At 72.4% G+C, this 20,894-nt stretch carries 15 protein-coding genes; 3 read left to right on the top strand and 12 right to left on the bottom strand.

Annotated elements, in window-relative coordinates:
• Nucleotides 1-21: 21 nt before the first annotated feature.
• The 6 genes from AB0B20_RS14800 to AB0B20_RS14775 all read right to left on the bottom strand — a co-directional run bounded on the left by AB0B20_RS14800 (nt 22) and on the right by AB0B20_RS14775 (nt 10,237).
• On the bottom strand, nt 22-2,415 hold the full coding sequence (locus AB0B20_RS14800; protein WP_357470877.1) for a CHAT domain-containing protein: 2,394 nt from the start codon (nt 2,413-2,415) through the stop codon (nt 22-24).
• Between the two features lie 27 nt (nt 2,416-2,442).
• Entirely contained in the window at nt 2,443-3,456 is a 1,014-nt protein-coding gene (locus tag AB0B20_RS14795) for a hypothetical protein (protein ID WP_357470873.1), read from the bottom strand.
• Nucleotides 3,457-3,586: 130 nt separating this feature from the next.
• The gene (locus tag AB0B20_RS14790; protein ID WP_357381855.1) at nt 3,587-3,811 is read right to left on the bottom strand and encodes a hypothetical protein; all 225 of its coding nucleotides are present in this window, start codon (nt 3,809-3,811) and stop codon (nt 3,587-3,589) included.
• Nucleotides 3,812-3,850: 39 nt separating this feature from the next.
• Nucleotides 3,851-6,337 (bottom strand): caspase family protein, encoded by a 2,487-nt coding sequence (locus AB0B20_RS14785; protein WP_357470870.1) that lies wholly within the window; start codon nt 6,335-6,337, stop codon nt 3,851-3,853.
• Between the two features lie 37 nt (nt 6,338-6,374).
• Nucleotides 6,375-9,236, bottom strand: coding sequence for an AAA family ATPase (locus tag AB0B20_RS14780; protein WP_357470867.1), 2,862 nt, complete (start codon nt 9,234-9,236; stop codon nt 6,375-6,377).
• Entirely contained in the window at nt 9,233-10,237 is a 1,005-nt protein-coding gene (locus tag AB0B20_RS14775; RefSeq protein ID WP_357470864.1) for a hypothetical protein, read from the bottom strand. The genes AB0B20_RS14780 and AB0B20_RS14775 overlap by 4 nt, the downstream gene beginning before the upstream one ends.
• Before the next feature lie 313 nt (nt 10,238-10,550).
• Here AB0B20_RS14775 and AB0B20_RS14770 point away from each other — a divergent pair, with 313 nt between their 5' ends.
• A complete protein-coding gene (locus tag AB0B20_RS14770) occupies nt 10,551-10,745 on the top strand; it encodes a hypothetical protein (protein ID WP_357470861.1) in 195 nt (64 codons plus the stop codon).
• Here AB0B20_RS14770 and AB0B20_RS14765 read toward each other — a convergent pair.
• Genes AB0B20_RS14765 through AB0B20_RS14750 form a run of 4 tightly spaced genes read right to left on the bottom strand, consistent with a single transcriptional unit; the run spans nt 10,684 to nt 16,872 of the window.
• Nucleotides 10,684-11,283: an FHA domain-containing protein gene (locus tag AB0B20_RS14765; RefSeq protein ID WP_357470858.1), complete on the bottom strand. Its 600-nt coding sequence runs from the start codon at nt 11,281-11,283 to the stop codon at nt 10,684-10,686. The genes AB0B20_RS14770 and AB0B20_RS14765 overlap by 62 nt on opposite strands.
• Nucleotides 11,283-13,232 (bottom strand): AAA family ATPase, encoded by a 1,950-nt coding sequence (locus AB0B20_RS14760; protein ID WP_357470855.1) that lies wholly within the window; start codon nt 13,230-13,232, stop codon nt 11,283-11,285. Before AB0B20_RS14760 ends, AB0B20_RS14765 begins: the two co-directional genes overlap by 1 nt.
• A complete protein-coding gene (locus AB0B20_RS14755; protein WP_357470853.1) occupies nt 13,229-14,596 on the bottom strand; it encodes a hypothetical protein in 1,368 nt (455 codons plus the stop codon). The genes AB0B20_RS14760 and AB0B20_RS14755 overlap by 4 nt, the downstream gene beginning before the upstream one ends.
• Entirely contained in the window at nt 14,593-16,872 is a 2,280-nt protein-coding gene (locus AB0B20_RS14750) for a protein kinase (protein ID WP_357470850.1), read from the bottom strand. Before AB0B20_RS14750 ends, AB0B20_RS14755 begins: the two co-directional genes overlap by 4 nt.
• A gap of 81 nt (nt 16,873-16,953) precedes the next feature.
• Between AB0B20_RS14750 and AB0B20_RS14745 the strand changes: the two genes are divergently transcribed.
• Both AB0B20_RS14745 and AB0B20_RS14740 read left to right on the top strand, forming a co-directional pair.
• Nucleotides 16,954-18,216 carry a hypothetical protein gene (locus AB0B20_RS14745; protein ID WP_357470848.1) on the top strand — a complete coding sequence of 421 codons (1,263 nt, stop codon included), beginning with the start codon at nt 16,954-16,956 and terminating at the stop codon, nt 18,214-18,216.
• Entirely contained in the window at nt 18,209-18,862 is a 654-nt protein-coding gene (locus AB0B20_RS14740; protein WP_357470845.1) for a 4Fe-4S single cluster domain-containing protein, read from the top strand. The genes AB0B20_RS14745 and AB0B20_RS14740 overlap by 8 nt, the downstream gene beginning before the upstream one ends.
• 7 nt (nt 18,863-18,869) lie before the next feature.
• On the opposite strand, the gene AB0B20_RS14735 is transcribed toward AB0B20_RS14740, so the two are convergent.
• Complete coding sequence (locus AB0B20_RS14735; RefSeq protein ID WP_357470842.1) at nt 18,870-20,087, bottom strand: hypothetical protein; 1,218 nt, start codon at nt 20,085-20,087, stop codon at nt 18,870-18,872.
• Nucleotides 20,088-20,173: 86 nt separating this feature from the next.
• Nucleotides 20,174-20,893, bottom strand: a complete 720-nt coding sequence (locus tag AB0B20_RS14730; protein ID WP_357470840.1) for a hypothetical protein — start codon at nt 20,891-20,893, stop codon at nt 20,174-20,176.
• Nucleotide 20,894 lies beyond the last annotated feature (1 nt).

Raw genomic sequence — 20,894 nt, 5'->3', positions numbered from 1 at the left:
GCGCTACCGCCCTTCGGTCGGTCACTGTCCCCAGTGGGTGAAGCCGGCCCACGCCACCACCCGCGCCGGGTCGGTGTCCGCGAGCATGCGACGCAACGGGCCCGGCATGGTTCGGGGCGGCTGCCGGTCACCGTCGAGCATCCAGACCTGCGCCCGGCGCAGTGCGTCCCAGACAGCGCGGTGCTCGGTCATCAGGAAATGGTGGAACATGAACATGAGTAGCGAGGTGTCCTGATCCGGGATGCTCCACTGGGTGGAGAGCACCGAGCGGGCGCCCGCGGCCAGGAACGTCGTGCCCAGGCTGTACGCCTCGTCGTACCCGTGGATCGAGCGGCCGGTGTGGCAGGCGGCAAGCACGACCAGCGCGATCGGATGCCGGTCCGGATCGGCCAGCAGCGTGATCAGCTCGTCCGCGGTGAGGTCCCCACCCGCCAGCAGCAGGCGCGACGACGTCGAGGCACGAGCCGTCTCGATCACCCCGTGCGAGGCGAGGTGGAGCATCGTGCCGGCCTGGGTGGCGTCGGCGAGCAGCCAGGAGCGTACGTCGGCGGGCGTACCCGCACCGGAAGGGCTCACCCTTCCGTTCGGCCACCGCCCGACGTAGGTGGCGGCGGGATAGAACGACTGATGGATCCCGTACGCCTCGAGCCGCGCCGACCGCAGGTCGGCCGCACGCCGGCCGGTGTCCGGGTCGGCCAGCACCATGCCGCCCGAGGTCAACCGGACCGGCTCGGCCGCGGCCGTGTCACAGAACATCCGGGCGGACGCGGCCTGGGAGAGCGCGACCCGCTCCACCAGGTAGGTGCCGCCCGGGTCGCGCGCCGCCTGCCACGGCACCCGGGCCAGGTCGCCCATCGGGATGAGCACGAGACGTGGCACGCGATCGGCGCTGAGGAACGGTTCGACCAGCGGCCCCATCGCGGCCTTCCACGCCCAGCCGCACAGCGCGTCGACGCGGTCCGCGAACTCGGCCGGATCGTCCGTCCCGACCTCGCGCGTCGTGTGGTCCGGGGAGCGACCGGCCACGGCCGTCAGGTACCGCTCGACATCGGTACCTTCGCCGACGGTGAGGTTCGGCAGGGCCAAGAACCACGGTTCGCCCGCGGCCGGGGCGATCACCGCCCAGCCCGGCGTCGGCGGGTCGGCCGGTACGAGATAGGCCAGCGCGTCCACGCCGAGCCGGCGTAGGGCGTCCCGGATCTCGTCGAGGCCGGGCGGGTCGAGCAGCCCGGTGTCGCGTGCGAGGACCTGCAGGACATCCTCCCGGAGCAGGGGGTCGGGGGTGTCGGTCGCCCGCCACCGGGCGGCGAGTTCCGGGTGACCGGCGGCGGTCAGCCGAGTGGCCGGATCCCGCAGCTCGGTCGCGGCGAACAGCATCAGGGCGCGTCCGCCGTCCAGCGCCCGGAGCGCGTCCTCGGGCTGCTGCTCCACCAGGCAATGGCTGGCGGTCACGATCGCCTCGGTGGCCGCATGCCCGGCCACGGCGCGCGCCGTGGCCGGGTCGGGTTCCAGCAGCACCCGCCAGGCGTAGCCACGGAGCCCTTCGAGCATGGCGAGCCGGGCGGGCGACGCCTCGCCCAACCGGTTCCGCAACTGACCGAGCATGCCGGTGACGTACGACCAGTACTGATTGCCCGGACCACCGGCCAGATCCCGTGCCCGCTCCAGCACGGTGACCGCCTCATTCACGTCGGACAGCAAGCCGGTGACCGTCGAGCGGTGGTACAGGCCCAGCGCCAGCGACGCCAGGTGGAATACGTGGTCCGGATGGTCCTCCGGGGTGAGGGACACCGCCTCACGCAGATCAGCGATCGCCGCGGCGATCCTGACCTCGTCCCGTTCGTCGCCCATCCGCAGGGCCGTGCCGCCCCGAGCCGCCAGGTGCAAGGCGCGTTCCGCGTCGGAGGACCCGGCGCGCGGCAGCGGCAGCACGCTCGCCTCACCACGGGTTGCCGCCTGCACCATCGGCATGACCTCGGCCATCGACTGGCGCAGCAGGTTGCCCTGCGGCAGCTCGTTCGTCCGGTCCGCCAGGTCGGCCAGCATCGCCACGGCGGCCGAGGTGTCCCCGCCCTGCTGCGTCTGCAACGCGTCCAGGTAGCCCGGAAGCAGTCCCATCAGTTGGTCGCCCTCCGGGTGACCCGCGACCATCGCGCCCAGCTCCGTCACCGAGGCACGGAGCCGGCTCCCGTCACCGATCGAGTACCCGGCGGCCAGTTCCAGGCCCTTGCGGGCGACCTCTGCCAGCGCCTCGACCTGCGGGTCACCACGGTGCTCGGCGATCACCGCATCGATCTCGGCGATGGCCGCGCGAGGGTCGGTCATGGTCCGGTAAGCGGCGGCCTCCAGCAGCCGCAGAACCCGGTTGATCCCGCGCATCCGTCGGGCGACGTTCGTCTCGTCCGGCCGGCTCATCGATGTCCGCCTCCCTGCGTTCGCCTCCTACGGTTCTGACGGACGATCGCGCCGGCCGAGCAGCTCGACGACGGTCGCGACGATGTCGTCCAGCCGTTTCCGGTCGCTGATGAGGGCGGCCACCCGATCCGGGTCGACCGCTTCCTCGCCCGGCGGACGGTCCAGGTCGTGCTCGGTGGTCAGCTCACCGAAGACCGTGGTCAGCACGTCCGTGACCACGACGTGCGGGTCCTCGCCGGCCGTCATCCGCCGTTCGATGAGATCGATCGCACGCGCGGCCAGCTCCTGCAGCAGCGAGTCGTCCCGCTCGTGCCGGGCCACCAGCACGAGCGGCTCGGGCTCCGGATGACCGGCTGAGAACGAAACCGGTGCCTGCTTGCGGCCGAGCGGTGCTTCCACAGTCCGCTCGTACCATCCGGGCCGGCGCCGCATCGCGGCCAGGACGACCTCCACCTCGGCGGCGACCGCCGGCTCGCCGCCGTGCTGGTCGCCGGTGAACCGGGCACGCCGCTCGGCCCAGCCGGTCAGCGGCCACAGTGAACCGCCCGCGGTGGCCTCGGTGCCGACCCAGTCGAGGATCAGTCTGGCCAACTCCACCAGCCACGGATCGTCGCCGAGCGCGACGACCAGGTGCTTGGGCACACGCGGACGCTGCGGAGCCCCGCGCTCGCCCCGGCGCCGGCGGTAGCCGTCGACGGTGGCGCGCTGCATCCACCGGACCAGCCAGCCTTCCAGGTTCTCGATCGGCACATCGGCGTGGGCGAAGAAGTCGTCCAGGACCGCCTCGACGTCGTGGTGGAACCGTTCGAGGCAGTCCGGGGCGAGCCAGGGCAGGCCCTTGGCGCACAGGTGGCGGCGCCTGCGCTCGATCGGCTGGGTGACGCGCAGGAAAACGAGCTGCCAGGCGATCTCGAAGGCGCCGCTGCGGAGAAGCCGGCGCTCCTCGGCTGACGCGTGCCGGAAGTACTGAGCCAGCTGTCCCTGCCGGGCCAGCTCGCGGACCCGGTCCGCGCCGGCTGACTGCTTCTGGGAATCTGCCACGACAACCCCTCCTGCCTCGACCTTCGCCTCGATGGTCGAGGCAGGGGCGAGGCGCGGGGAGGCGCCGGCGGCGAGATACCGGGGATTACGTACGGCGGCCCGCACGATACGTACGGGCCGCCGGAAAGACTCAGGACATCTGGCTGGGACGGGGATCCCCGTGCGGGTCGAACACCACGAAGGCCGTGGTGGCGCCGTTGAGGTAGACCGTGACCGGACGCCGCTCCTTGTTGTAGAGGCGAAGCTGGACAGTGGTGCGGTTGACCATCGCGTCCTCGACGGCGTGGGACACGTCCTGCGCGTCCTCGTCCGCGACCGACCACTCGGACTGGCCGATGATGAGCTTCTTGTCCATGCGGTTTGGATCCTTCCGGTGATGTGAACGGGTGGACGGTCAGGTCACCTCGTCGACGGTGAACGTGAACGAGAAGTCCTGCGGATGCCGCTCGTGGCGGCCGATGCCGAACTGTTCCTGTGCGAGCAGCGAGGTGCGGTACAGCCCGATGCTCGGGCCCACCACGCCGGTGAGCAGCTCGTAGGCCGTGTTGACCAGGACCGCCCCGGCGCCCGCAACGGCGACCGCCATGGCCGCGTGCGGGGCGGTCAGCGCCAGCCCGGCCACCTGGAGACCGGCCTCCTGCACCGCCGGGCTGGTGAGCCGCTGCTCGAGCAGCGCGCTGAGGGCGAGGCTGCCGCTGGTGTCGCGGGAGACCCAGACCGCGATGTCGAGGAAGTCGACCGCCGGGCCGTGATAGATCAGCACGTCGTCGAGCGGGAGCCGCTCGCCGTCCCGTACGTTGCTGAACCGCATCGTCGCCGCCCGGTAGACCGGCTGGCTGCCCGGTCCGCCGGTGAGCACGACCGCGTCCACCCGCACGTCGGCGCTGCCCAGGGCCCGGTTGCGGTGCACGGTCAGCTCGGCGATGCGGACCGCCACCCGGGTCGGCGTCGTGCCGCGCGGCGCCAGCAGCCGGATGGGCTGGGCCGGGCGGTCGTCGACGAGGAACGTCGCCCGCTCGGTGATCGGTGGAGGGGTCGGGCTGACGACGAAGTCGATCGGCTGAATCGCGTAGCGGACCTGGGACGCGGGCGCGTCACCGATCTCGCGGCTCATCCCGTCCGCGATCTGGGCGAGCAGGTTCTCCAGCCCCGACCGGGCCCGGCCGTCGCGGAGCCCGCGCTGCTGGAGCACGGAGACGTCCACCGGACCGTCACTGATCAGCACCAGGACCGTCTCGGGCCGGGGTACCGCCGGATCGATGCTGGACGGCCAGGTCATCGGCACGCCGGTCAACCGCCGCCGGTCCCCGTCCCAGCCGTGCGTGTAGGACGCACCCGCCGCCAGCCTGATGCCGCCGGGGTCGGACTGGTTCAGAACGGCGATCCGGGAGGAGATGCCGATGTCGATCAGCGACACGTACACCGCGCGGTCGCCCTCGTTGCGCACCCGGAACCAGACGCGTTCATCGGACTGGGCGAACAGCAGGCTCCCGGTGAGCTCGAGCGGCTCCTCCCGCCCGTCGCGCACCCGCCCCCACTCGATACGTACGTCGTGCCGGAGCGACCGGTCCGGGTCGCCGGCCAACCGCCGCAGGGCGCCGGCCTGGGCGATCCGCTGGAGGTTGGTGACGATCGCGGCGATGTCGGCGCGAGTCGCCGGTCGGGGCGCGTGCAGCGGGCCGTAGTCGTCCCGGATGACGAGCCGGCCCTGCTCGTCCGCCACCACCTCGACGGTCGCCCGGACGCCCGGGTCGGCCGGCCGCAGCATGGGCCGGGCGGCCAGCGCCCCGATCAGGTCGGCCGTCGCCGGGTGGCCGGCCGGCAGGCGTACCGGCATGGCGGGCGCGGACGCGCGGACCCGGCGTGCCCGCGCGCCCGGTGGCAAGGGCTGCCCGGCGAGCTCGGGCGGCAGCTCGGCGACCGCCGCGGTGGGCAACAGCCGGGTGACCGAGACCGTGCCGAGGTCCGCGTCGCCGGCACCGATCGCGAACTCGTCGCCTACCTCGACCCCGAGCAGCGGCGCACCGAGAAGCTGGATCCGGGTCGGACCGTCGGCCGTCACCGGCAGCGTGTCCAGCGGATCCAGCTCGGTCACCTCGAACGGCACCCGGCTCGACGGCCCCTCTGCCTCGGGCCGTTGGGTGAAGACGATCGCCTGCACCCGGCGACGCACGGCGTCCATCAGGGTCGACCAGTTGACCCGTAGCCCGTCCGTCTCCCGCAACGCCCGGGTCAGCGCGTCGGTGAGCAGCCCCATCTGGACGCCGTCGGGGTTGGCGTCCTCGAATGCCGCCTCGGTCGGCGCGCACGCGACCACCCGGACCGCCAGGTCGTTGCCGATCAGCGGGCGTCGGTCGATGGCCAGGCCGCCGGCGACGAGGCGGTGGACGTGCCGCTCGACGCGCTCGTACGTCGGCTGCCACTGTCCCGGCTTCGTCCGCAGCAGGGCCCGCACCCGTGGGCCGGACTGACGGGACATGTGGGCGGCGTGACAGCAGTCGAGCACCACGGTGACGTTTGGCGCGCGTTCGGTCAACCGGGCGAGCAGCACGGACAGCTCCGGGTCGGTGATGCCCCGGAAGTCGTCGTCGTCGGAGTCCGAGTAGTCGTCCGGGACGATGAACTGGATGGTTCGTCCGTCCGTCCCCCGGATGCGACCGCCGTGGCCGCTGTAGTAGACGACGTACGCCTCGTCCGGGGTGGCGTCGGCGATGAGCTTCTCGTACGCGTCGAGGATTCCCGCCCGGGTGGCCTGCGGCGTCACCAGCTGCTGGACGGCGAAGCCACGCGCCCTCAGGGTCTGCGCCATCGCCTTGACGTCGTTGCGGACTCCGGTCAGACCGTGGGTCGCCGCACCGATCAGAAGTGCCTTACCCGTCATGCCCATCTCTGACGGACGGCACGCCGGGCATGAGCGCTCAGTCGAAGAAGTGTTCCTCCCGGGCCCGGGTGATCGCCTCGACGGCGCTGTGCACACCGAGTTTCTTGTACACCCGGCCCAGTTGGGTCTCGACCGTCCGCTTGGCCACGTCCCGCTGGCTCGCGATCCGGGCCACGTCACCGCCCTGATAGAGCAGGCGGAGAGTGTTCAGTTCGGCGGGGGTCAGCTGGTACGGAAGCCGAGCGGGCACGGGGCGATCACCCAGGTCCAGGTCGGCCCTGCGGGCCAGCGTCCGCACCCGGTCGCGCAGCGGTGCGGCACCGAGTTCCGTCGCCGTCTGGTAGGCGATGCGCGCGGGTTCCCGGGCCCCGGCCCGCTCGCCGGCCCGCAACGCGGCCTCGGCCTGGCGCCACCGGGCGTACGCGGCCGGGAACCGCCGGTCCAGCGCCGCCCATCCGTCGGCCACCTGGCCCCAGACCCGCGCGGTGTCGGTCCTGCGGATCCGCCGCCGTTCCGCCGCCAGCAGCCGCGCCAGCTGGGCGGTTTCCTCCGCCACCGGTGCGCGCCGCACGGCCTCGCCCGCCAGCAGGGCGAGTCCGTCACCGGCGTCCGCCGCCTCCTGGTCGGCAGCGCAGCGCATCCCGACCGCGCACAACCGCAGCAGCTCCAAGGTGTTCTCACCCTTGCGCACCGCGGCCAACCCCCGGCCCACCTCCGCCACCGCGCGGGTCAGATCGCCCTCCTCGATCGCCAGCTCGGCGCGGATCGCGTGCAGCGGACCGAGGAATCGCGGATCGGCGCCGTGCTCCACGTCGTCGATCGAGGCGAGCAGCTCGCGCGCTCGCCGGAGATCGCCACGGTGCACCTGGATCTCGGCGAGCGTGAGACGGGGATACAGGCTTTCCGCCGGACGCAGATCCTGGATCGCCTCCGTGATGATCCGTTCGGCGTCGTCCCACTCGCCCAGCAGCACCAGCGCGGCGCTGGCGTTGTTGGCCACGATGGTGCTCTGCCGGCTGTCGGTCAGGCCGAGCCGGCGTGCCTCGTCCAGCCCGTCCCGCGTGACCTCGGCGGAGTCACGCAGCCTCCCCGCGTGTTCCAGGATCAACCCCAGATTTCCGTACGACCGGAGCAGGTCCTCGATGTGCGCCACCGACCGGGCGATCTCGATGGACCGGCGGAGCCGCACCTCGCCCTCGGGGTCGCCACGCATGCCGAGGGCGAGCCCGGAGACGTTGAGCGCGCGGCCCTCCTCGGCGTACGCCCCCACCTCGATCGCCATGCCCAGCGCTTCGTCGGCGGTCTTTCCGCCCTCCTCGTAGCGGCCGGCCTGGAGGTGGGCGAGGGCGATGCCGGCCAGCACCCGGGCCTGCACGGCCGACGGCGGCCGGTCGGCCAGCAGGCGCGCCGCCTCGCGGAAGGCAGCAGCGGAGTCGGCCCATCTGCCCGCCTCGGCCAGGTAGTTGGCCCGCCGCTCGTGCAGCTCGCCGAGCTGCCCCGGGTCGCCGCCGTGGTCCGGCGCGTCGATGGCCTGCTCGACCAGCTCGATCGCCCGGTCGACCCGCCCGGACCAGCGCGCCGCCGCGGCCGCCTCGGCGAGCAGCCGGAATCGGGGCATCCCGGCCCGCGCCTCGGCGTCCTCGACTCGATGCCACAGTCGCAGGGCCCGGTCGAACTGCAGATCGGCGGAGGGGAACGCCAACGTGCGGGCGGCGGCCTGACCGGCCGCGACCGCGTACGTCAGCGCCTGCGGCCACACTCCCGCCTGGTACCAGTGGATCGCCTGCTCGGCCGCGGCCGAGCCCTCGGTCACGCACAACCGGGAGTCGGCGGCCAGCGCCTCCGCCATCGCGACGTGCAGTTCGACGCGAACATCGGGGGCGGTCTCCTGCAGGACCGTCTCGCGCAGCAGCGCGTGCTGGAACCGGTACACCCCCTGGCCGGCGCTGAGCATCTGGTGGTCGGCGCACTCGTGCAGCGCGTCCCGCAGTGTCTCGGCCGGCATGCCGCTGACCGCGTGCAGCAGCTGCCGGCTCATCGCGCGACCGGCCACGGCCGCCGTCTGCAGGACCCGGAACGCGTCCTCGGTCAACTGGCTGAGGCGGCCGAGCATCATCGACCGGATGTCGGGCGGCAACGCGATGTCCTCGTCCCCGCCCGCCAGCGCGCCGGTGGCCATCAGCTGTTCGGCATAGAACGGAATCCCGTCCGACAGCCGCAGACACCGCTCGGCCAGCCGGCGGTCGACCTCGCCGAGCAGTTCGCGCATCTCGTCGAGGGTGAAGGGCCGCAGCTCGAAGCGGTCCGTGCGGCGCATGAAGGTGGCACCACCGAACAGCTGCCACAGCGGGTGGGCCCGCCCCACCGGCCGGTAGGTGCCGACCAGCAGCACCCGGCGATCCTCCGCGCGGGTCTGGGCGAGGTGCCGCACCAGGTCGAGCGTGGACGGGTCGGCCCAGTGCAGATCCTCCAGGATCAACACCACCGGGGCGTCCGTCGCGATGTGGTCCAGCATCCGGCGCACCGCGAGGAAGACCTGCAAGGGCACGCCCATGGAATCGTTGCCGAGGTCGAAGAAGGCGGTCAGTTTCCGGTACGCCGGGCCGCCCAGCTCGGTGGCCCGGCCCTCGCCGTACTCCAGGCCGAAGTTGTCCAGCACCTCGATCAGCGGTCCGTACGGCATGGGATCACCGAAGTGTTCCTCGCATGCCCCGGCCAGCACGTGGATGCCGGCCAGCCGCTCGCCGCGCAGGAACTCGCTCAGCAGCCGCGTCTTGCCCAGACCCGGCCCGCCGCCGACAAGTACCGTCCGGGCAGCGCCGTCGCGGACCTCGGACAGCCGCCGCGTCAACCGTTCCAACTCGTTCGGACGACCGACGAACGGCGACTCCTCGGTCACCTGCCACCTCCCCCAAGGTCGTCCGTCGTGCCCGCCGGCAGCACCTCCCGAACCACAGCCACGATCCGGTCCAGCTCGCCCGCGTCGCGCAGCACCAGGGCGAGCCGGTCGTCGTACGCCCGCCCGATCGGGCCGTCCCCGGCGTCGGCGCCGAACACCGCGTTCAGCACCTCGGCGACCACCACGCGTGCCGGCTCACCCCGGGCCAGCCGGGCCCGGATCAGCTCGACGGCACTGTGCGCCAGGGCGGTGAGGAGCCGCTCGCGCTCAGTGTACGCATCGACTGGCGTCTCGGTGCGGTCGTCGACCTGCTCCGCCGAGGCGACCGGGGCCTGCTTGTGACCGAGCGGTGTCTCCACGTACCGCTCGAACCATCGCGGCCGGCGGCCCATCGCCCGCAGCACAGCCCGGATGTCGGCCCGTACGTCGGCCTCCCCGTACGATCCGCCGGCGTGCCGCTCGCAGTGCCGTGCCACCCAGCTGTCGGTCGGCCACAGGTCGTGACCGGCCGTGACCGGTGTGCCCACCCAGACGAGCATCTGGGTGGCCAGGTCGATCAGCCAGGCGTCCCCGTTCAGCTCGGTGGCGAGCCAGGACGGCACCCGGGGTCGCTGGAGCGCGCCGTACGCCCCGCGCCGCCGACGATGTCCGTCGACTGTGGCCGGGACCAGCCGGCCGACTATCCAACCCTCCAGGTTCTCGATCCGCGTGCTCGCCTTGCGGGTGACGTCGTCGACGACGGCCTCGACGTCGTTCTCGAAGCGATCCAGGCATTCGTCGCTCAGCCGGGTCACCGATGCCGCACAGCCGGCGTGGCCTCGCCGCATCTCGAGCCGCCGGGTGAGCCGCCGGTAGACCACCGGCCACGCGATCGAGTAGGTCGCGCCGGTCAACCGCGACCGGTGCGGCCCGGTCGCACCCGCGATCGCGGTGGCCAGCAGGCCGCGACGCGCCAGATCCCGGACCTCGTCGACGCCGTCGGTATGGGTCGATCCGAGCACGGCACCCTCCTAGGAGTCGGACCAACGAAGGTGACCAACTCTGACCCGGAGGACTGCGCAGCGTGAACAGCGGGACGATCCGTTTGTGTCACCGGTCAGCCGGACGGACGCGCGGCTCAGCCGGTCCGGGCAGCCGCTCGGTCCACAGGGGAGCGTGGGTAGGCCGGTGCCGGCGGATGAACGGCGTAGCCCGAAGGTCACCGACTCGGCCCGAAAGCGTGATGCCGTCCTGACCGCAAGCGGCTCCCGATGGAGCCGTGTTCGGGGCATCCTGACGAAGAGGCAACCGAGATCGGCTGACAGGACGGCGACCATGACGGCTTCGGACGAGCTGCGCGAATACCTCGCGTCGGAGCTGCGCGAGGCCGCCTCCGCCGCCATCCGCGCCGGGGCGACCCCCGACGCGGTGACGGCCGACCTCGAGGAGCGGTTGCGCCGGGTACGGCTCATGCTGGCCGGGCTGGAGGAACCTGCCGATCCCGGTCCGGCTGACGGATCGACTCGCTGATCGGGCCCACGTGCGGTTCCCGGTCGTTGGCGAAGCGGATCTGGTCGCCGGGCCGCACCCGGGTGCGGTCGTGGATCTCCGTACCGTTGATGAAGGTGCCGTTCGGCGCCTCCGGGAACGGGGTGATCCAGGCGGTTCCCTCCTCGTCCACGCTCACTGTGGCGTGCCGCCGGGAGACGTTGGGATAGCCGGCGAACACGTGCCCGTGCTCGCCGGCCCGGCCCAGCTCGACGGAGCTTCGCCGGGCCGGTACGACCACCGAGCCGGACGGAAAGCTGATCACCAGGGCCGGCGGGACGAGCGACTGGTGGCACACCGTGCACCGGTCGTTGCGAAAGTCCGTTGCCCGGGCACCGCAGGACCAGCATGTCGGAGCCGGCGCTGCGCCCGTGACCGTCTCCGGCGCGGCCTCGGCCGGCACCGGATCGGTGGCGGCTGGCGCGGGCACCAGCTCCTCGCCCGGATGTTTCGGGCAGAAATAGCCTGTCTCGGCCGGGTAGTTCTGCCCGCAGCGGGGACAGTGCAGCTCGGTATCCATCAGTCGTGCCTCGCGTACAGCGTCACCACGCCGTCCGTGGCGACGATGTCGTCGACTCGTACCTTGCCCGATCGCACGTCCGCGTCGAAGAGGTAGCGGGCGAGCGGGTTGACCAACTTGCTCTCCACCTCGTTGCCGATTCCCCGGCCGCCGTATGTCAGCGTCTCGGGGGCGGTGCACCACCCCTCCAGGCGCTGCCGGGCGGCGGGGGCCAGGTCGAGCCGCACATCGTGCTCCCGGGCCAGCCGGTCCCGGACGTTACTCAACTGCCGGTCCAGGATGCTGAGGGCGGTCGGTTCGTTGATGAAGTCGAACACCACGATGTTGTCGCCGAAGCGGTTGAGCAGCTCGGGACGGCCCAGCTCGCGGGTGAAGGTGTCCTTGATCGCCGCCTTGATGGTGCGCTCCAGCTCCTCGTACGCGATCCCCGGGTGGACGAGCTGGATCTTCTCGCCGGTCTGCGGATCGTCCCGGAAGATGCCCAGGTTGGAGGTAAAGATCAGCATGCACTCGGTGAAGTACGTGGTGACGCCCTGTCCGTCGGTGAGCCGGCCGTCGTCCAGGATCTGCAGGAACTTGTCGAAGATCTGCCGGTCCGCCTTGTCGAACTCGTCGAACAGGACGACCGAGAAGGGCTTGCGGCGGATCGCCCCGGTCAGCTCGCCGCCCGCCTCGTACCCGATGTAGCCGGGCGGTGCGCCGGTCAGCCGGTCGGCCGAGTGGCTCGTCGCGAACTCCGACATGTCGAACCGCAGATACGCCTCCGGGTCGCCGAACAGCATCATGGCCAACTGCTTGGCCAGCTCGGTCTTGCCGACGCCGGTCGGCCCGGCCAGGAACAGCACCCCGCGGGGCCGCTTCGCCGAGCTGGACGCCTGCGCCCCGGACAGGCCCAGCGCGGCGCGTTTGAGGATGTCGAACGCCTTCACCACGGCCGCCTGCTGACCGAAGATCTGGCCCGGGATCTCCCGCTCGCCTCGGACGATCTGTTCCCGGACGGTCTCCTGCCGCCACGGGTTCTCGTCCACGCCGATCCGGTAGATCTGGATCGCCTCGTCGAGGCGGGCGAACGGGATCTTCCGGTCCGCGCCCAGCCGGGCGATCTCCCGCATCGAGTGCAGCGTCATGTCGTCCGTGCGCTGCGCGAACCGGACCACGCCCGGGTCGGTCGCGGCGGGCGGATGAGGGGTGCCGGTGACGATCGGCGCGAAGTACCGGGCGGCCTTGATCCGGTCGGCCAGGCCGCAGTTGGACACGGCGATGGTGCGTACCCGTTCCATCCCGACGGTCAGCCAGGCCGGCAGGTCCCGCTCGCCCTCGGACAACCAGATGACCGGGTTGTAGAGGTCGGTCGGCCGCTCGGGCGGGCCGCCGAGGTGGGTCTCGGCGGTGGCCGCCAGCTTCTGGGCGAACAGGAAGAAGTCCCGTTCGACTCCCTCCAGCGCGGCCTGGCTGCGCGGGATCCGGGCCGCGTAGTCGATGACCAGGGCGGCCCGGGTGCCGGATGGATCCGCGGCCGGGGTGTCCTCGGGCTGCTGGTCGCCGGGGATGGCGTCGGCGTCGATCGGCGGCGGATCGGTCGCCCCGGCCACCCGCGCCATGCAGGTGCGCAACCGCTCAAGGGTCTGTTTCCGCCCGATCATGCGCCGGCCGAGGATCTGCTCGGCGGCCGCGCGCGCGTCCCGGTCATCGGGCGGATAGACGGTGACGCCGTCGACCTGGTCGGAGACGATCAGACAGCGGTAACCGGACGGTCGCAACGCCTGCCAGAGCACTTCGAGCAGGGGAACCGGACGGACACCGTCCGGGGTGGGACGTCGGGTCTCCGGCACCAGATAGAGATCGCGTACGTTGCCGTACAGGACGTACTGGGAGTGCACGGCGAGGGTCCCGGCCAGTTCCTGGGCGAACGACGGGAAGCCGGGCAGGAACTCGGACGATGTGCTCATCGATTCTCCTGGTTGGGGTCGATCTGTCGCAGGACGGGTTCGGTCACCTCGATCGGTGAGGGCGTGGCAGCCGACCGTGGATCGATGTCCACCAGGGCGCGAACCGGCTCGTCGGGCACGTGCACCCGGGCGGCGATGCCGCGCCGGCCCAGTTCCTCGCCGACGCGCCGCAGGCCGTCGTTGAGCTCGGCGCAGCGGACGGCTTCCCCGCCGGCTCCGGCGGCCACCTGGACCAGTTGCGAGTGCACCCGGCCGGCCTCGTCGAGCCACACGTCGGCGACGTGACCGCCCCGCCAGTCCGGCCGGGTCACCAACAGCGCGGCATGACGCCGCACCTGCATGCCGGTGGTGACCGAGTAGCCGAGCTTGCCGAACGCCTCGGCCACCCCCTCCAGCAGCCGCCGGCGGTCCAGCTCCACCTGCACCCGGTTCAACGCGTTCTGCGCGTCCCGGCGATCGGCCGAGGTGAGGTCCGCCTCGCCGAGCACCACGGCCCGCAGCCGTTCGATCGCGTCGAAGCACGGGGGCCGCGGCGTACCGAAGTCGTTTATCACCTCGGCGACGAGCGGCTGCTCCAGCGCGGTCAGCAGATTCGCCGCCTCGCGACGGCGCGCGATGCGCGGGTTGAGATCCACGTCCACGGTCCGGGCGAGAGACTCCACGAAGGTACGCCCCGTCGGGGAGTGCTTCTTCCGCTCCGCCTTCGCCGCCGCCTCCAGCGCCTGGATCCGGTCGTCCGACGTGGCGTCGGTGTGCAGGCGGCTCAGGATGGCGTCGATGTCGGCCTGCAACCGGCTCCCGTCGACCTTCGCCGGCGCCGGCGGTGCCGCGCTTTCGTGCCGCCCTCGCGAGGCGAGTACCGCCTGATAGCGGGCGAGCAGTTCGGTGGCGCTCGGCTCTCCCGCAGCGCCGGCGGCCATCCGGGACAACAGCTGCTGTCGCTCCCGTGCCGCCTCGGCCCGCTCGACCGCGGCCCGCGCTGCGGACAGCGCCTCCTGAGTCCGCGCCACCAGGCTCGGCGCGCCGGTCAGATGGCATCCGGTCAGATCCACCGGCCGGGGCAGGGCCAGCCGGACGCCCGCCCTCGCGGCGCGGGCGGACAGCAGGCGAAGGTCCTCATTGGTCCGGGCCACGGAACCCGCGGCCAGGTCCCAGAGTTGGGCCCGGATCTCCACGTCGTCCTGCGCGTCCGCCCTGCGCTCCATCTCTTCGCCGAATCGCTCCAGCGCCCGGCCGGTGGCCTCGGTGCCCGCCTGCGCCGCCCGGATCGCCAGCATCGCGGCCGCTCCGGCCCCGGCGGCAGCCAGCGCCACCGGGGCGACGATGAGGCCCACCGGCAACACTGCGATCTCTCCACCACTCATGAATCCGCTCCTTCTGCGGCCCGGGCCGGGCCGTCGTCGTTGTCTGACGGCCGGCGTCGCTCGGCTGCGGCGATCTGCTCCTCCTCGGCCGCCACCTGGCGGCGCCACGCCGCCCAGCGGCGCGACACCCACCCGAGGTGACCGATCGTCGTGGCGATCACCAGGTACTGCGGGAACAGGCTCGCCACCAGAGCGACCGCGGCCAGCGCCCCCAGCAGCGCCAGCGCCGCCGGGGCCCACGATCGCTGCATCCACCGGCCGAGCGGGCGCAGCACGATCGCACCCGCGCCAGGGATCGAGTACCGGTTGTGGAACCGGCCACCGATCTGGACGGCGAGGAGACTCTCGGCGAGCAGCGCGACGGAGAGGCAGCAGGAAGCGGCCACCCAGGCCAGGCCGATCACCCGGTCGTCGGCCCGGTCGGCGGCGTCGGCGCCGGTGATCGCCGCGACCCAGCCCACGGCGATCAGGCAGACGCCGGTCACCGCCCAGCCCAGGGCGACCGGCCGGTTCTGCCGGCGCGACCATTCCCGGAATGCGGCTATCGCGCGCGCGGACTCCTCGCCCAGCTCACGAACCTGGACCCGGTCGGCGATGGTCCGGGCGCGCGCGGTCGCGAGGTCGGCCAACAGCAGCGCCGCCCAGACCGTCGCGGGATCGTGGGCCAGGTCGGTGAACCACGGCACCTCCCAGGCAAGCTCCGCGTCGGTCCGCCGCGTCTCCTCCAGTACGGCGCGCAGGTCGTCCGGCTGGCGCAGTGCGACGCGCAGGCACACCGCCATCCGTTCCCGGTCGGTGACGGTGTCCCGCAGATGCCGCTGAGCCTCCGGGTCGGTCACGTGCCGCACCAGTTCGGACCACTCCCGATAGGCGCGGCGCCAGGCCCGGTCCAGGTCGGTGAGGGCCTGACCGCCCTGCTCACCGTCCTCCGGGGCCGACGTGTCGAACTCCCGCAGCAGCCGCCCGTTCCAGAGGTCACTGAGCACCTCGGCGTTGTCACCCTCGTTCGCCAGCGCCCGCTGGGCGATGGCGAGCAGGCCGCGGCGCGAGATGACGTGGTTGCGATAGACCGCTGGCCGGGCCGGATCGAGCGCGCGCAGGATCCGGAGCAGCCGCAGGTGCCCGGACTCCGTGGCCTCTCCGACGGCGGCCACCACCCGGCGGGCCTCGGCCGCGTCGTCGTCGCTGAACTGGCCGAGCCAGGCCGACAACCCGTCGAGCCCGCCGTCCCGCTCGACGATCGTCCGCACGGAATGGTTCCAGGCGGTCGTCATCGCCGTCGCCAGCTCGTCGCGCAGATGATACGAGCTGCCACGGAACCGGTACGGCTTCTCCGCCGCGTGCGGCGTCGACCCGGCCGAGGGTGCGGTACGGGGCGGCGCCGGCGCGCGGCGGGCCAGCCACAACCCGACCTCGGTGCCGCCCCAGCGGTCCGCCGGATCGGTCACCAGAAGCCCCTGGCACAGCGCGCGCAGCCGGTCGTCCGGCACACCGGAGACGTCTATCGGCCGGGTCTGCCCGAAGTGACGCCGTACGTCCTCGTCGCTCAGTCCCTCGAACGGGTGCTCACCGGCGGCCAGCTCGAGGATCGTCAGCCCCAGGCCCCACCAGTCGGTCGCCGTGCCGACCTGTCCCAGGTTGCTCCACTCGGGCGGCTGATAGAAGCTGCTGATCGGCTCGGTCCACTCGGCCGCGCCGATCGGCCCGGCGATGCCGAAGTCGACGAGGGTCGCCTCCGTCCCGTCGAGCATGACGTTGGCCGGCTTGACGTCGCGGTGCACGTACCCGTGACCATGCAGGTCCATCAGTGCCGCCGCGATCTGCCGCACCACGGGGGTGAGCTGGGCCAACCCGAAACCGCGGGAATCCGCCCGCTGCCGCTCCCGCAGGGTCTGGCCCGGGACGAAGTCCATCACGCTGTAGTCGGCCTCGAACTCGAGGTGCCGGACCACCCGAGGGTGCCGGCCGGCGAGGTAGTCGACCAGTCCCGGGTCGGGCCGGCGGGCGAGCTGGTGACGCTTGACGACCGCCTCGGTGCCGTCCGCGCGGACCCGTACGACGAACAGTCCCGGCCGCTCCAACCGCCGGAGCAGCTGGTAACGGGCGGCCAGCCGCACCGGCAGCCCGTCGGCGGGCCAGTCGTCCGGCCGGCTCCGACCGGCATCCAGCAGCGTCTCGTCCAGCGCGTCGCCGCCCCGCGCCGGCGGGAACAGCCTGGTCCGCCCCGCGTCCAGCAGGGTCTCGTCCAGCACGGCCGGTCGATCGGGCTGGCTCATCCGCCGCTCACACCTCCGCGCTCCGGTCCGCCAGAACTCTGGTGACCCACCAACCCCCGCCATAGAGGGAGTGACGGACCAGTGAGCTACGTGCAGCTGTGGGGCCGGCGTTTCGGCCAGGCCCTCACCGTTCTCCGCGACCCCGACGCGGGTCTGCTCGATCCGTTGCCCAGGCCCGCCGTCAACCCAAGGGTCGACGCCGCACAACTCGTCGCGCAGGCCCGGGAGAAGGGTCTGAGCGACGGCCGGCAGGCCCTGTACGACGGGTGGTCGTTCGGGCACGAGGGCGACCCACCGCACGCGGTGGGCGAGCCGAAATACGTCGAGACGCTGCGCCGGCTGCGCGACTCCGCCCTCAACGAGCTCCGTGACCGGCAGCAGAAGACCGCCGACCGGTTGGTCGACCTGCACCACACCGTGCGGGAGGCGGACCTGGCGATGCGGGCGGCCCGCGACCGGATGGCCCGGATCGCCACCCGTGACCAGCACGACGAGGACGACTCGCTGCGCGCCCACCTGCGCCGCCGGAACATCGACACCGACCGGCTGCAACTGCCGCCGCTGAACAGCGAGGTGTGGGAGGGCGACGCGCCGCCGATGCGTCTGATCTGGCGGATCCTCGTCCTGCTCTTCCTCGTCGCGGTGGTCTTCGAGATCGAGCACTACGTCGCCGGGGCGTACCTGCCGTTGACCGAGCTGGGACGGACCACGGGTCTGCTGCTCACCGGCGCGATCGCCGCCCTGACCGTCCTCGCGCCGCTGATGGCCGGGCAGCTCTTCCGCAACCGGCACGCGACCGGATTCGACCGGCTGCTGGCCCCGCTGACCTTCGTCCTGCTGCTGCCCACAATGGCGATCATCCTGGGCTTCGGACTGCTCGCCGCGAGCCTGTTCGACCGCGGCGTCACCGGCGGGGCACCGTTCGACGCCGCCACCGACCCGTCCCGCACGGCCGCGCTCGGGCTCACCCCGGCGACGCTGATCGTCGTCTTCGACGTGGTGCTGTTCCTGGCGTGCCTGATGGCGTACCTGTTGGGGCTCGCCCAGCCGCATCCGTTCCAGCAGGCCTTCGCCCGCAGCCGACGGGTGCGCAACCGTACTCTCGGGGTGACCCAGCGGATGGGTAACCGGATCAACCCGGACTACCGGGCGATGACCACCATGGACGACGGGCCGGACGATCGGGGCCCGGTGGTCGCGCCGGAACAGGAAGCGGCGATCAGGAACGCCTACCGCGCCGCCGAGGAGGCGTACTACCAGGGGTTGATCGAGGCGGTGGCGGATCCGACGTTCACCGAGGCCGTCATGCGGCATCGGCGAGAGCCGGAGCCGGCCGGTGAGTGAGCACCTGCGGCTGGCCCGCGCCCACTTCCCGGTGACCTCGCTGGGCTACGGTCACCGCCTGGTGCTCTGGGTGCAGGGCTGCCCGCTGGCGTGCCCCGGGTGCATCGCGAAGGACACCTGGGACCCCGCGGGCGGCGTCCCGGTCGATGTCGCGGACCTGCTCGGGGACGTCCGCCGGGCGGTCCTGGCCGGAGCCGACGGGCTGACCGTCAGCGGCGGCGAGCCACTGCGGCAGGCCGCCGCGGTCGGGTCGCTGCTCCGGGGCGTACGGGAGCTGGACGCCGCCTTCGACGTGCTTCTCTACACCGGGTTCGAGCTGGACGAGTTGGATCCCGCGCAGCGGGAGACGGCCGAGCTCGCCGACGTACTGATCACCGGGCGGTACGTCGCCACCGCCCCCACCGGGCTCATCTGGCGCGGCTCGGCGAACCAGCGGATGCACCTACGTACGCCCTTGGCGCGCGACCGCTACACGGAGTTCGTCGAGTACGAGCCCGAACACCCGCCCATCCAGATCGAGGCCGACCGGGAAGGCCGGCTGTGGTGGGCGGGCGTTCCGAACCGTCCCGAGACCAAGCGTGCTCTCGACCGAGGGCTGGCGGCGCTCGGCTACTCCGTCGAGTCGGCGAGCTGGCGCCGCCAGTAGCGGCTCCTCAGTCCGTCTGGCTCGGCTCCCGCTGCGGCCCTGCGTCCGGCCCTGCGTCCGGCCTTGCGTCCGGGCCCGCGTCCGGCCCCGCGTCCGGGCCGGCGTCGGGGCCCGGCTCGGTGGGCTCGGTCACTGGCCGGCGCGGGCGGATCAGCCGACGCCAGCCCGACTCCGGCGGCGCCTGGAACCGCCGGACGAGCATCGCCGCCTCGGCTCGGACGCGCCGGGCCGCGGACTCGCACCGCTCGACCTCGACGATGTACTGCCGTTTGCGGCTGTCCCGCAGGTGGTCGAGTTGCTGGCCGAGGGTCCGCGCCTCGGCGACGTCGCGCAGCAGCGCCCCCTGCCGCGGCTGGGCCCGGCGGAGGCGCCGATCGCTACGCCTGACCTGCCCGACCTCCTCGCGGGGCCGGCGATACCCCGCGGTGAACGCGATGGCCCCGGTGAGCAGATAGAGCAGGAGCAGCACCATGGCGCCCAGACCCGAGCTGGGGTCGGTGGACTCCGTGGCACCACTGATGAACGAAGCCTGCGCGTCGTTGCCGGGCAGCGGGGGTGCGAAGAGGCGGAGGGCGAAGGCGCCCAGCCCCATCGAGAGCCACAGACCGAGGAGCGACCAGCCGGACACCGCGCGCCGGACGTTCCGTCGCTGCTCTCTGACGTGCTTGAACCCCTCACCGGCCCAGTGCGCGACATAGGTCGTGGTCACCGCCAGAGCGGCCACCAGCGGCCACACCCTCGCGTCGTTGAGAATCCGCTCGACGACCTGGTTGAAGGTGATGAGGTCCGCGACCATGGCGAACAGCAGCACGATGTAAAGAATCAACTGGCCGATCCACCCGCGACCGGCCAACTCGCCGACCTTGCCGGTCTGGTAGCTCGGTCCCGAGTCCTCCTCGCCGTCGGGACCGGCCGGTTCCGGGGTGTCACGCTGCTCGACGGCGCGGATCGCCCGCTGTTTCACGTACTCAAGCTCTTTGATCTTGCCGCCCCGGCCCTCCGACTCGTGGTCGAACTGGGTGACGAGGCCGTCGATCCGGGCCTGCAGGTCCCCCAGCTCGACCTCCTCGGCCGTGTGGTGGCGCAGGATCGCGGCCTTCATCTCGATCACGTGCGACTCGATGACCTCGTCGATCGCCTTCATCACACCGCCGTCGATGCCGAACGGCGCGACGGTTGCGAGGTGGCGCCTGACCCGGACCCTGAGCCGGTCTTCGTCGTCCATCGCCGGGACACGATGCAGGCTCAGTTGCCTGAGCCGCTTGGCGGTCCGACGCAACTCGGTACGGCGCTTCCATTCCTTTGGCGTCTTCACGACGAGCTCCCGGTGTCGGGGGAAGAGGACGATGTCTCGAGAACCCAGGTGGGAAGTTCAACCGGGGGGAGGGTGAGCAGCGGGTAGAGCGTCCGCCCGTGCGGGTGGGCCCGTGCCAGCGCGGCCAGATATTCGGCGGTACGCCGCTGGTACAGCTCTACCGCGCCACGGGCGCGGGTGCCTGGGCCGGAGGCCGCCGCCTGGTGCTGGCGCACCGCGGCGACCCGTTCGGCCCGCCGGCGGTCGACCTGGTCGCGGGCGCGGTCGAGTTCTTCCCGCGCTCGCGTGATCCGCCGGGAGCGGGCCACCTCCCGGCGGTGCCGCAACATCGCGTCCGACCAGCGCTGCTCCTCCCGGTTGCGGGGTAACAGCTCCTCATCGGTCAGCGGACGCCGTGCCGCCTCGACGCGCTGCTCGCACCGTACGACGTCCTCGCGAGCCCGTTCGAGCCGCTCGTCACACCGGTCGAGCTCGATCGCCGCGGCCCGGCCCATCGTGAGGAACTCGGCGTGCAGCTCGTCGAGTTTCTCGTGCAGTTCGGCGAGCAGGACGAGCTGATACCCGACGGTGACGGTCTCCCCGGTGCCGGCCAGCTCCGCCTGGCGGCGCCGCACCTCGGCCAGGGCCGGGATGCCTTGCTCGCCGTCGTGCGTTCCCCGGTTTCGGTCCGCGCGGCGCAGCGCGGCCGGGTAGGACGTGTCGCTCGTGGCCACCATG

The sequence above is a fragment of the Micromonospora sp. NPDC049151 genome, from assembly GCF_040648395.1.
GTDB lineage: Bacteria > Actinomycetota > Actinomycetes > Mycobacteriales > Micromonosporaceae > Micromonospora.
Note: the sequence above shows the minus strand (reverse complement) of the source record. Positions and strands in the feature narration are given on the sequence as shown.